The sequence below is a fragment of the Exiguobacterium sp. HSB13 genome (genome assembly GCF_056764755.1).
This window is the reverse complement of sequence record NZ_JBUZOM010000001.1, coordinates 1697880-1709882: the sequence shown is the minus strand read 5'-3', so window position 1 is coordinate 1709882 and position 12003 is coordinate 1697880. Positions and strand designations below refer to the sequence as shown.

The 12003-nt window shown below is 47.3% G+C and carries 10 protein-coding genes and 1 other annotated feature (1 of these 11 cut by a window edge); of the genes, 7 read left to right on the top strand and 3 right to left on the bottom strand.

Annotated elements, in window-relative coordinates; all coding sequences use genetic code 11:
- Window positions 1-55, top strand: a binding site (T-box leader) (it extends 168 nt beyond the left edge of the window).
- A 46-nt stretch (window positions 56-101) separates the two neighbouring features.
- Both leuS and ACZGCQ_RS09075 read left to right on the top strand, forming a co-directional pair.
- Window positions 102-2507 carry a leucine--tRNA ligase gene (gene leuS / locus ACZGCQ_RS09080; protein WP_481266066.1) on the top strand — a complete coding sequence of 802 codons (2406 nt, stop codon included), beginning with the start codon at window positions 102-104 and terminating at the stop codon, window positions 2505-2507.
- A 131-nt stretch (window positions 2508-2638) separates the two neighbouring features.
- Window positions 2639-3616 (top strand): hypothetical protein, encoded by a 978-nt coding sequence (locus ACZGCQ_RS09075; RefSeq protein WP_149427738.1) that lies wholly within the window; start codon window positions 2639-2641, stop codon window positions 3614-3616.
- Between the two features lie 59 nt (window positions 3617-3675).
- Here ACZGCQ_RS09075 and ACZGCQ_RS09070 read toward each other — a convergent pair whose 3' ends face one another.
- Window positions 3676-4947 carry a BaiN/RdsA family NAD(P)/FAD-dependent oxidoreductase gene (locus tag ACZGCQ_RS09070; protein WP_050678607.1) on the bottom strand — a complete coding sequence of 424 codons (1272 nt, stop codon included), beginning with the start codon at window positions 4945-4947 and terminating at the stop codon, window positions 3676-3678.
- 192 nt (window positions 4948-5139) lie between these two features.
- Here ACZGCQ_RS09070 and ACZGCQ_RS09065 point away from each other — a divergent pair, with 192 nt between their 5' ends.
- Both ACZGCQ_RS09065 and ACZGCQ_RS09060 read left to right on the top strand, forming a co-directional pair.
- Complete coding sequence (locus ACZGCQ_RS09065; RefSeq protein WP_481266065.1) at window positions 5140-6804, top strand: putative polysaccharide biosynthesis protein; 1665 nt, start codon at window positions 5140-5142, stop codon at window positions 6802-6804.
- The gene (locus ACZGCQ_RS09060; protein ID WP_214727605.1) at window positions 6791-7510 is read left to right on the top strand and encodes a pseudouridine synthase; all 720 of its coding nucleotides are present in this window, start codon (window positions 6791-6793) and stop codon (window positions 7508-7510) included. Before ACZGCQ_RS09065 ends, ACZGCQ_RS09060 begins: the two co-directional genes overlap by 14 nt.
- A gap of 58 nt (window positions 7511-7568) precedes the next feature.
- Here the strand turns inward: ACZGCQ_RS09060 and ACZGCQ_RS09055 are convergent, their stop codons facing one another.
- Together ACZGCQ_RS09055 and ACZGCQ_RS09050 are read right to left on the bottom strand one after the other, a co-directional pair.
- The gene (locus ACZGCQ_RS09055; RefSeq protein ID WP_481266064.1) at window positions 7569-8201 is read right to left on the bottom strand and encodes an SDR family oxidoreductase; all 633 of its coding nucleotides are present in this window, start codon (window positions 8199-8201) and stop codon (window positions 7569-7571) included.
- 108 nt (window positions 8202-8309) lie between these two features.
- Entirely contained in the window at window positions 8310-8528 is a 219-nt protein-coding gene (locus ACZGCQ_RS09050; RefSeq protein ID WP_023469095.1) for a DeoR family transcriptional regulator, read from the bottom strand.
- A gap of 321 nt (window positions 8529-8849) precedes the next feature.
- On the opposite strand from ACZGCQ_RS09050, the gene pepV reads away from it, so the two are divergent.
- From pepV to thpR, 3 genes are read left to right on the top strand one after another with little or no spacing between them, the layout of a single operon-like run.
- The gene (pepV, locus tag ACZGCQ_RS09045) at window positions 8850-10247 is read left to right on the top strand and encodes a dipeptidase PepV (RefSeq protein ID WP_133207628.1); all 1398 of its coding nucleotides are present in this window, start codon (window positions 8850-8852) and stop codon (window positions 10245-10247) included.
- 59 nt (window positions 10248-10306) lie between these two features.
- Complete coding sequence (locus ACZGCQ_RS09040; protein WP_481266063.1) at window positions 10307-11455, top strand: MFS transporter; 1149 nt, start codon at window positions 10307-10309, stop codon at window positions 11453-11455.
- Window positions 11456-11462: 7 nt separating this feature from the next.
- Complete coding sequence (thpR, locus tag ACZGCQ_RS09035; protein WP_481266062.1) at window positions 11463-11981, top strand: RNA 2',3'-cyclic phosphodiesterase; 519 nt, start codon at window positions 11463-11465, stop codon at window positions 11979-11981.
- The last annotated feature ends 22 nt before the right edge of the window (window positions 11982-12003 follow it).

Below are 12003 nucleotides of genomic sequence, written 5' to 3'. Positions count from 1 at the left end.
TAGACAGACAACGTGGGTGGTACCGCGGAAGCCAAACCGGTCTTTCGTCCCTATTCCTAGGGGCGAAGGACCGGTTTTTTTAGATTAGAGGAGGAAAAGACATGCCGTACAATCATCGCGAAATCGAACCAAAATGGCAGGCGCGTTGGGATCAAGACAACGCCTTCGTCACGACAGAAGATCCAGACAAAGAAGGGTTTTATGCCCTTGATATGTTCCCGTATCCGTCAGGTGCCGGACTCCACGTCGGTCACCCGGAAGGCTACACAGCAACGGATATCCTCGCACGGATGAAACGGATGCAAGGATATAACGTCCTTCACCCGATGGGATGGGATGCGTTCGGGTTACCAGCAGAACAATATGCCCTCGATACAGGGAATGACCCACGTGAATTCACAGCAAAAAACATCGAGACGTTCAAGCGTCAGCTGAAAGAACTTGGATTCTCCTATGACTGGGATCGTGAAATCAACACGACGGATCCGAAGTACTACAAATGGACACAGTGGATCTTTACGAAGTTGTATGAAAAAGGACTTGCATTCGTAGACGAAGTCGCAGTCAACTGGTGCCCGGCACTTGGAACTGTCCTTGCGAATGAAGAAGTCATCGACGGATTATCTGAACGCGGAAATCATCCGGTCGTGCGTGTCCCGATGCGTCAATGGGTCTTAAAGATCACGGAATATGCAGATCGTCTTCTTGAAGATCTCGATGACCTTGATTGGCCGGATTCTGTCAAAGAGATGCAACGGAACTGGATCGGAAAATCAGAAGGTGCTGAAATCGACTTCACGATTGATGGACACAAAAAACAAGTCACGGTCTTTACGACACGTCCGGACACAATCTTTGGTGCGACGTACCTCGTGCTTGCGCCGGAGCATCCATTCGTAGCTGACATCACGACAGCGGATCACAAGGAAGCCGTCGATACGTACATTTCGCAAGTCCAAACAAAGTCGGATCTCGAGCGGACGGATTTAGCGAAGGAAAAAACAGGTGTCTTCACGGGCGCTTTTGCCGTCAACCCAATCTCAGGCGATCGCCTTCCAATCTGGATCGCTGATTATGTCCTTGCTTCGTACGGAACAGGTGCAATCATGGCTGTTCCAGGACACGATGAGCGTGACCATGAATTCGCGAAACAATTTGACTTGCCAATCGTTGAAGTCGTCGCGGGTGGAAACGTTGATGAAGCAGCCTATACAGGAGAGGGCGAACACGTCAACTCACATATGCTTGATGGTCTTGGAAAACAAGAAGCAATCGAGACGATGATTGCTGAACTCGAAACGAATCAAGTCGGACGTAAGAAAATCACGTATCGTCTCCGGGACTGGTTGTTCAGTCGTCAACGGTATTGGGGTGAACCGATTCCAGTTGTTCACATGGAAGACGGTTCGATGAAGACGCTCAGCCAAGAGGAATTACCGCTTGAACTTCCAATCATTCCGGAAATCAAACCGTCTGGTACAGGCGAATCACCACTTGCGCTTGCGGAAGACTGGTTGGATTATACGGATCCTGAAACAGGAATGAAAGGGCGTCGCGAGACGAATACGATGCCACAATGGGGCGGAAGCTGCTGGTACTATCTTCGTTTCATCGATCCGCACAATGAAGAGGCAATCGCGGATCCAGAAAAATTAAAATACTGGCTTCCAGTTGATATTTATATTGGTGGAGCGGAACACGCCGTTCTCCACTTGTTGTATGCGCGCTTCTGGCATAAAGTCTTGTATGATGCAGGCGTCGTACCAACAAAAGAACCATTCCAGAAGTTATACAACCAAGGGATGATTCTTGGAGAGAACAACGAGAAGATGTCGAAATCACGCGGTAACGTCATCAATCCGGATGAAATCGTCAAATCGCATGGTGCGGATACGTTACGCTTGTATGAAATGTTCATGGGACCACTCGATGCATCAGTTGCCTGGTCTGAAAACGGTCTTGACGGTGCGCGTCGTTTCCTCGACCGCGTCTGGCGTTTGTTCGAACGGACAGCAGACATTCAGGACGTCACAGAAGTCGATGCTGACTTCGAGCGGACGTACCACCAGACGGTCAAGAAGGTCACGGAAGACTTCGCGAACATCCAGTTCAACACCGGAATTTCGCAACTCATGGTCTTCGTCAACGAAGCAAACAAACAGCCGGTTCTTCCGCGTCACTTCCTTCGTGGATTCATCCAATTGTTAACGCCAGTCGCACCACACCTTGGTGAAGAACTCTGGGAACAACTTGGATTTGAAGAGACATTGACGTATGCGGCATGGCCAACATTCGATGAATCGAAACTCGTCAGCGATACGATGGAATTCGTCATTCAAGTGAACGGAAAGGTTCGCTCGAAAATCGAAATCAACATCGATGCGACAAAAGAAGAAATCGAAGCACTTGCCTTTGCTGATGAAAAGACACAAGAATGGATCGGCGACAAAACAGTTCGTAAAGTCATCGTCGTACCGAAAAAATTAATCAACATCGTGGCAAACTAAGCCATAGCCCCTTTCATTCGTTTGATGCGAATGGAGGGGGTTTCTTAATTTCCGTCGCAAGTCCGCTTTTTTTTTCAACGACCTTCTGCTACACTGAATCAGAAACCGAGAAAGAAAGGCGAGTACCATCAATGAAACGATCTTATATAGTCTATACAACGATTTTTGCTGTCGTTTCGGGGTTGATCCTTTGCGTACTGCTCGTCTTCTCGAAGCCGGAGACGTTGTCACGTATTCAAGAAACGTTCGCGAAAATCGAGACGCAATCAAAGCATCAGGCAGCCGTTAAACAGGTGCCACCGAAAACGCCTTCAGCTATTCCGAACCCGGAAGAGCCATTAATCAAAAATGTCCAACACATGTTATATGATGATTCCATTGGTTCGTACCTCGTCGTCACAGACGATTATCGTTTCTTTGAAATCAGTGGAACCGGAGAACGCATCAACGCATCTTTCCAGTTAGAAGAAGGAAAGTTGTTGCTCGCTGGTTTAGACGGTATGACGCTCGTTGACGGGGAGACAGTCGCGCTATTGACGTCGAATCAGATTCTGGTCACGATTACGCGAAAAGACGGTGTCTGGAGCGAAGAAAAACGTGAAAAAGTACAAGGAACGACGATACGGGATAGTTTCCATGGTCTTGGATATGATGCGAAGAAAAAAGAATTCTATACGATTAATCATATTCGAGCACTGGGACGAGTCGAGGTGACTTATTTCGCGATGAAAGAGGATAAGATCAAGATTGATCCTGACGCCTCGGAAAAGAAAAAACGTGCACTGAAGAAAAAACAGAAACCGCCTTATCTGTCAGTCATCAAACGTGAGAAGATTGAAGCGGCGAGTGGGATGCGAAGTGATGCGAAGAAATCGTTCGAGTCCGAGTTCCGTCCGATTGGTCTTGCTGAACGACAAGGTCGGATCTACACACTCGATTCAGAAGCGCTCTATCTCTATTCGATCGATCGAAAGGACAAAACGATCACGGGCGAGACAGCCAGTCCGAAAGTATATGGTTCGAAAGGGATTTTCGTGCAAGATAATGAGTTGTTCGCATTAGTCGTCACGGATAAATTCTCAAGCCGATCGTTTACACCGATTGATTAAATCCTGACAGAACAAGACCCGATTCCTCTGCTAAGCAGAAGAATCGGGTCTTGTTCATATTAAAAGACAGTATCACGTGCCATCTCTGCGGCGTGACTACCGGCGCAATGGCCCGTTACGAATGCAGCGGTGATGTTGTAACCACCTGTATAGCCGTGGATATCAAGAATCTCCCCGGCAAAGAATAACCGCTCCGCTTTTTTCGACATCATCGTCTTTGGATCAATCTCTTTGATTGAGACGCCACCACCCGTGACGAAAGCTTTATCAAAGTCGAGCGTTCCCGTTGCTTTAAGTGGGAATCGCTTTAATTTTTGCAAGAAGTCCGTCCAGTCCTGTTTCTTGACTTGTGTGCAGACTTCATCGCCAAAGCCGATTTGAGCAAATAAAAGTTCAAGCAGACGTTCCGGCACGAAGCCGCGGAGAGCGTTGCGTACCGTTTTCTTGGGATTTGCTGCAAGCGCGGCTTGGAAGCGTTCGGTTAACGCACCGAGTGATTCGTCCGGGAAGAGATCGATTGATAAATGGACGATCGTCTCTTTCGAACGTTTGCGCTCCTTGATCGTGTACTGGCTACAGCGTAAAGCAATCGGACCGCTTAAACCGAAGTGGGTAAAGAGTAAGTCACCGGTGTGTGTTTTGATTGCTTTATCTTTTTTGCCGTGGACCGTTAAGGCGACGTCACGTAGCGACAGCCCTTGTAATGTTTTTTCATGAATGAACGTATCACCTAACAAAATCGGAACTTCCGTTGGGAAGAGTTCCGTGATCGTATGACCCGCCTTTTCAGCCCACGGGTAGCCGTCACCTGTCGAACCGGTATGTGGAACAGATTGTCCGCCGACTGCAACGATGCAACTTTTTGCTTCAAGACGCATGCCATTTTCTAAGATGACAGCTGCAAAAGAACCGTCTGGATGGAAGTCGAGCGTAGCGACCTGCGCGTCTGTTTGAATCTCGGCACCGTGCGCGCGGATTTGATCGATCAATACACGGACGACATCTGCTGCTTTATCCGAGACAGGAAACATCCGTCCATTGTCCTCTTCTTTGAGGGCGACACCAAACCCTTCGAAGAGTTCGATGATCGATTCATTATTGAATTGAGAAAAGGCACTATAAAGGAAACGTCCGTTTCCTGGAATCGACTGGACGAGTTCGTCGAGTGGTTTTCGGTTCGTGACGTTACAACGTCCGCCGCCAGAGATTGCAAGCTTCCGACCTAATTTATTTCCTTTATCAAGCAGGAGCGTCCGAGCTCCAGCCTGTAAAGAGGCGAGCGTCGCCATCAAGCCGCTCGGTCCGCCTCCGATTACGATTACATCGTACATATGGTCACCTCATTCATAGAATTCTGCTTGTTTCACTTTAGCAGAAGTTGTGACTGTAAACAAACCGTCTCTTTCAATTCAAGATAGACAGCGGTATAATGATTTGCAATTGTGTACGAGAGAACTTGTATAATGAGACAGTCACGATCAGAGTGTCGAGTATAAAAATTAGAAAGCGTGAGGGATGTTACCATGTCCACAGTCAGTAATAAGCAGTCTACTTCTTCCGGCAATTCAGGGTTCGTTCGTGGAACGATGCTCCTGTCCGGTGCGTCACTGATTTCCCGCGCACTGGGTTTGATTTATCTCTTTCCGTTTCAGTTCATGGTCGGCGCGACGGGCATCATGTTCTATACCTATGCCTACAATTATTATGCGATCATGATTGGACTCGCGACAGCGGGGATTCCTGTCGCCGTCTCGAAATTCGTCGCGAAATACAATGCACTAGGTGAGTACGATACGAGTGAACGATTATATCGGTCTGGTCTGAAAATCATGTCCTTGACCGGGATTGTTTCCTTCCTCGCTTTATTCTTTCTCGCACCGTATTTAGCACACCGGGCCATTCCGGGTGGTGACGTTGATTCAGCAGCATACGTTGATGCTGTCACGATGACGATTCGGGGCGTAAGTTTCGCTTTACTCTTGATTCCACCGATGAGTATGACCCGAGGCTACTTCCAAGGGTATCAATCGATGGGACCAACAGCGATTTCGCAAATCTTGGAACAAATCGTCCGGATCATCTTCTTGCTTGCAGGAGTCAGCATTGCGATTTATTTATTTGATTCAGGTGCAGCATTTGCCGCAACGATTGCAACGTTCAGCGCCTTCATTGGCGCAATCGGTAGTGTCGCGGTTCTGATCTATTATTTCCGCAAACGTGCAAGCGGCTTGCAGGAACTTCGTGCTACTCAAACCGTCCGTTCGCCGGATCGCCCGTTAACGGATTTGTATAAAGAATTATTGACGTATGCGATTCCAATCGTCATGGTTGGTCTTTCGACACCCCTTTATCAAGTCATCGACCAGAATACGATGAATGCCGCCTTACAAAGTATCGGCTACACGCTCGAAGCGGCTGGAAACGCGACTGCCTATCTGATTGCGGATAGTCATAAGATTGTCTTGATTCCGGTATCGGTCGCAACAGGATTGTCGTTGTCGGCAACTCCACTGTTGACAGCTTCCTTCACGCAAGGCGATATGCGGAAAGTACGGGCTCAAATCTCACAGATTTATCAACTTGTTTTCTTCGTGACGATTCCGGCAGTCGTCGGAATGATTCTTTTAAGCGAAGAAACGTTCCATGTACTCTTCCCGAAAGATCAAGCAGCATGGGTCTATCTGTTAAGCTATGCACCGAGTGCCTTATTCCTTGCCCTGTATTCTGTTACGGCAGCAGTCCTTCAAGGGACTAACCGTCAGTACTTCACGATCATCGCAACACTTGCTGGACTACTTGCGAAGTATCTCTTGAATGCGCCGTTGATTCATTTGACGGGTGATGGAACGGGTGCTGGTTATGCGACGATCATTGGTTATCTCGTTGCGACAGGATTGATGTTCTTCCGGATCACACAAACAGTGAAGTTCCCATTCAGTACGGTCTTGCGCCGGACATCATTGATTCTAATCATCAGTGCATTGATGGGGGCGGGTGTCGCGCTCGTCAAGTGGGGAATGGTGTCCTTCTTACCAGAGACGACATGGGCATCTCTTTTGATCCTGATCATTGGTGCGGCAGTTGGAATCGTGATTTTTGCTGGACTCTCGATTTGGAGTGGTTTAGCAGAAGTCGTATTAGGACGGAAAATTTCATTGAAACGAGGACGAGGTCATGCGTCTAGATAAATTATTATCTAACATGGGGGCAGGCTCCCGGAAAGAAGTAAAACTTTTGCTTAAGGCAGGAGCAATTCAAGTCGATGGTGAAATCGTGCGTGATCCGAAACAGCATGTCGATGTTGAGTCGCAACAGGTTCTGATGTACGGCGAACCGGTCACGTATCAAAAATACATTTACTTGATGATGAATAAACCACCGGGTGTTATTAGTGCGACAGAGGATAAACGAGATGAGACCGTCATCGATCTGTTGTTCGAAGACGTGACGTATTTCAAACCGTTTCCGGTCGGACGACTCGATAAGGATACAGAAGGCTTGTTGTTACTGACAAACGATGGAGCATTCAATCATGCCTTGATGTCTCCGAAGAAACACGTTGAAAAAACGTATTACGCGGAAGTGACAGGTGTATTGACGCAAGAAGACGTCGAGGCAATTGCGGCAGGCGTCACCTTAGAAGACGGTTATCAGGCAAAGCCAGGAAAACTTGTGATCTTATCGACGACAGAAACAGATTCAACGCTTGAATTGACGATCACGGAAGGGAAGTTTCATCAAGTCAAACGGATGATGCTTGCCCTCGGTAAAGAGGTCACGTTCTTGAAACGGCGTTCGATTGGTCGCTTGGAGCTTGATCCGGCACTTGCACTCGGGGACTACCGTGAACTGACACCGGATGAATTATCCTTGTTTGATTGGCAACCTGAATAAGCAAAACGAAAGGCGATGGAATAATGTACATTCCATCGCCTTTTATTGTGGAATTCAATTATTGGTTACGTAGTGCTTCCGCGATCGGATAAGGACCGCTGAGTACTTCGAATACGCGAGATTGTGTCGGATGATCAATCAAGTGAACGAACAGCGCTGCCACATCGTCACGAGGCACCTTACGATCTTCATATGAATCAAAATGCTCTTTCGTTTCAACAGTACCTGCTGGGTCATCGTAGCTGAGTGGACCAGGACGGACGATCGTATAATCAAGTCCGCTTTCTTTTAGGTGAGCATCTGCTGTTGCTTTCGATTCGAGATATACTTTTAGTTCGCCTTTCGGTTCTTCTGTACCGACTGAACTGAGCATTAGGAAACGATTGATTCCGTTCGCTTTTGCTGCATCGATGACTTTGATCGCACCTTCCTGATCGACGGCACGTGTCAATTCGTCCGATGCGCCACCAGCACCCGCTGCAAAGATGACGACGTCCGCGTTACTGACGACGCCACTGACATCCTTCGTCAAATCCCCAAGTCTGACTTCAGATGCACCGAGTGCAATCAAATCGTTGATTTGATTTTCTTCCCGTACGACAGCGATCGCTTGGTGATCTCCTTGTTTAGCGATCAATTCGACCATTTTGCGTCCCGTCGTTCCGTTTGCTCCAATGATTAAAATATTCATTCTTATCATCTCCTTCTCCCAATAGCTATACCCCACGTTTTAAAAAAGATAACAAAAAAAGACGCGAAGAATCGCGTCATCGAAAGATATACATAGTGAAACAGTGGATCAACCCGCTTGCTTTTGTTTCTTACTCGACGTCCATGTACCGCGTCGAGGGCTCACAATGAGATTGTTGTATTCGAGCACGTTCAAATCCCGCTGGACGGTCCTTGAAGTGATGCCAAACTCTTCAACCAACTCTGCTGTCGTAGTAGCTCCGTTCTCTTGGATGTAGAGATAAATCGATTTAATCCGGGTCAACATACGGTCTGTAGAATCTTTCATTGGTATAACCACTCCCCCAATGGATAGAATAGTGTTCTAAAGCTTCGGGTGACAAAAGACAATGCAATATCCAGTTGTTTCGCCTTTAGTATAACGTTTTGATATTAAAATGCAAGTAATTTAACCGAACGTTTTCATAAAAAACATATTCAAATGGTTTGTAAAGTCGATGATTTATGGTTTATTTTAAATTAATGTTCGTCATTTCGATAAATAAAAAAGAAAACAGAATTTGGATGTTCGTATCTGAACGAATATTCGCTATACTAGAAAGGTGTATAGGAAACGAATCCAAAACCCGTAATGAAGGAGCGAAATCAGATGGTGAATTGGAAAGAGGAAGTACTCGCACGTCGCGAGGACTTATTAGAAGATTTAAAAGAACTATTACGGATTCCGAGTGTACTCGACGAATCGACGATCGAAGAGGGCGCACCGTTTGGTCATGAAGTCAAACGTGCCCTCGATTGGATGCTCGCGACAGGGGAACGCGATGGGTTCACGACAAAAAATGTCGATGGGTATGCAGGACATTTGGAGTATGGTCAAGGGGAAGAGTTACTCGGTATTCTTTGTCACTTAGACGTCGTTCCAGCTGGTGGCGATCACTGGACATACGGTCCGTTCAACCCGACGCTTGTAGATGGAAAACTGTATGCGCGCGGAGCAATCGATGATAAAGGACCGACGATGGCAGCGTATTATGCCCTGAAAATCGTCAAAGAACTTGGCTTACCGCTCTCAAAACGCATCCGTTTGATTGCAGGAGGGGATGAGGAGAGTGAATGGCGTTGTGTCAATCATTACTTCAAACATGAAGAGATGCCAACACTCGGTTTTGCACCAGATGCCGACTTCCCAATCATCAATGCGGAAAAAGGACTCTATGACGGGTTATTGATTCAAGGGAAACCAGCGCAAGCCTCGGATACAGGCTACCATCTCGTTCGCTTCGAAGGTGGTGAACGTCCAAACATGGTTCCAGGTCATGCCCAAGCGCTTCTTCGTGTCGTCGAAGTAGGAACGCTTGAAACGGATTTCCATGCTTATCTTGAAGAACAAGGTTTGACGGGAACAGTCAAGCAAGAAACGGAAGGTCTCGTCCTTGATGTCAACGGTGTCGCAGCCCATGCGATGGAGCCGGACAATGGTAAAAATGCTGCCTTACATTTGGCACGTTTCCTCAATACGCTTCACTTGGATTATAACGGTCGTCGTTACATTCAACTCGTGACGCATATGTTCCGGGATTCTCGCGGTGTAGCGATCGGTGTCGCTGCTTCGGATGAAACAGGTGACTTGACGATCAATGGCGGTGTATTCCGTTACGCTGAAGAGCAAGGAACGGCATCGATTAATATCCGTTACCCGTATACAGCAGACTTCACGGAACGTTTGCAAATCATCAAGGAAGCTGCGGCAGGATATGGTTTTGAATTGCAGACGCGGACGCATATGACACCGCACCATGTCGATCCAAACCATGAATTGATCAAGACGCTAAGTGCCGTTTATGAGCGCCATACGAACCAATCAGCTGATTTGATAGCAATTGGTGGCGGCACATATGCGCGTTCGTTGACGGCGGGAGTAGCTTTTGGTCCAGTCTTCCCGGGTGGTCCTGAAGTTGCCCACCAAGTCGATGAATATGTTGATTTTGATGAACTATTGCTTGCTGTCGCAATCTATGCAGAAGCGATTTATGAGCTCGCAAAATAACGATTGATGATCCCCGCATCGTAAAGATGGGGGGATTGCTTCTTGAAAGGAAGTTCCGTGTGAAAAATCGTCAAACCTATCATTTCCAAGCCTTATATTTCTTTATTTTCTTTGGACAAGGAGCGCTCATTCCGTATCTCGCGCTTTATTTCTCAAACGACGCGTTCGGACTGTCGGCTTCAGAGATTGGAACGATCGTTGCGATTGGACCGATTCTCTCCATTTTTCTACAACCTGTCTGGGGAATCGCGGCGGATCGCCTCGGGAAGCCGAAACGACTCTTACTCGTCGCGATGCTTGCTGCCGGTATTTTTACACTCAGTTACTTACTGACGTCTGCTTATCTACTTTTACTATTGATTTCTTGCGTCTGGGCGTTGTTCCAGTGCGCGCATATTCCGCTCGTGGATACATTAGCGATCGAGTACACGCGAAAGCGTAAGGTGGATTATGGTGCTTTACGTCTTTTTGGCTCAGCAGGGTTCGCTTTAGCTGTTTTCATTCTTGGGCAAATCACTGAGGGTGGCGGACTAAATCTGATTTTTTATGCAACCGGTGCAGCATGGGTTCTCGGTTTCCTTGTGCTGATCGGTATTGAAGAGACGGGCAGCGTCCATATTTCACATCAGCAATCCGTACCGTTAAAGCAGCTCTTTTCGAATCGGCGTTTCTTATTGTTCCTAGCAGGGGGGAGTTTAATCTTCGGACCCATCTTCGCCAACAATTATTACTTTGGCAGCTACGTCACGATTCGTGGCGAGACGACAGCACTCGTCGGAACACTATTCTTTGTCGCCGTTCTGTGCGAAATTCCGTTTATGCGCATCGCTTCGCGTCTGTTATTACGATTCGGAGCGATTCCGGTTCTTGTATTCGTCTCCTTGTTGTCGGCTGCGCGGACGGCGATGATTGCTTTAGAACTTCCAATCGTCATGCTATGGGTATTATCTGCGATGCAAGGAATGATCGTAGGTCTGTTGATTCCTGTCGCCTTAGATTATGTCCGATCGCTCGTTCCAGAGACGATGGTCGCAACAGCTGTCAGTACATATATGGCAACGACGACGGGACTCGCGACAGCGTTGTTTAATCTGATGAGTGGTTTTGTACTCGAGAAGAGTACAATCTATATCGTCTTTTGGGTATATACAAGTAGTAGTGTTCTCGGTGCCGTGCTGTACGGCATCAGTGGTCGAATGAAGGAGTGAAGATGCGATGAGACAGGAACGACACTTTTTCATTGCCTTACCGATTCCTTCTGAAGATTTAGCGAATATCGCTAAGTGTTTATCTCTATCTGATTATTTTCGAAACATCTATACGTTAGAAGAGTACCATTTGACGCTTCGTTTCTTTGGTCCATTGGAGGAAAAAGAACAGCAGTCGTGGAAACAGCAGTTACAGCAGATCGCACGTACGATGGAACCTTTCGTGCTACGATTCGATCGTTTGATCACGTTTGGTCGGGATGAACGGCCACGCGTCGTAGGATTTGGAACAGAATCGGAGGAGTTGTTTCAATTAGTGGAACAGATTGATCCGAATTCGACCAGACCATTCGTTCCGCATGTCACGATCGCGAAAAAATGGCACGTTGAGGCAGCCGAATGGGAGACGAGTCCGATCCGATCAGTAGAGTGGACTGTTCGTGAACTCGTTCTATTTGAAGTACGACCAGAGGTTTCACCGCGATATGAGCCGGTTTACCGGATTCATCTAGGTGAAGAGGAATGAGGTGATCCCCATCGCAATTTTG

Bases quoted from the DNA above. Each gene is read 5' to 3' on its own strand.
- leuS (WP_481266066.1), top strand. From the start codon at position 102: ATGCCGTACAATCATCGCGAAATCGAACCAAAATGGCAGGCGCGTTGG.
- ACZGCQ_RS09075 (WP_149427738.1), top strand. From the start codon at position 2,639: ATGAAACGATCTTATATAGTCTATACAACGATTTTTGCTGTCGTTTCG.
- ACZGCQ_RS09070 (WP_050678607.1), bottom strand. From the start codon at position 4,947: ATGTACGATGTAATCGTAATCGGAGGCGGACCGAGCGGCTTGATGGCG.
- ACZGCQ_RS09065 (WP_481266065.1), top strand. From the start codon at position 5,140: ATGTCCACAGTCAGTAATAAGCAGTCTACTTCTTCCGGCAATTCAGGG.
- ACZGCQ_RS09060 (WP_214727605.1), top strand. From the start codon at position 6,791: ATGCGTCTAGATAAATTATTATCTAACATGGGGGCAGGCTCCCGGAAA.
- ACZGCQ_RS09055 (WP_481266064.1), bottom strand. From the start codon at position 8,201: ATGAATATTTTAATCATTGGAGCAAACGGAACGACGGGACGCAAAATG.
- ACZGCQ_RS09050 (WP_023469095.1), bottom strand. From the start codon at position 8,528: ATGAAAGATTCTACAGACCGTATGTTGACCCGGATTAAATCGATTTAT.
- pepV (WP_133207628.1), top strand. From the start codon at position 8,850: ATGGTGAATTGGAAAGAGGAAGTACTCGCACGTCGCGAGGACTTATTA.
- thpR (WP_481266062.1), top strand. From the start codon at position 11,463: ATGAGACAGGAACGACACTTTTTCATTGCCTTACCGATTCCTTCTGAA.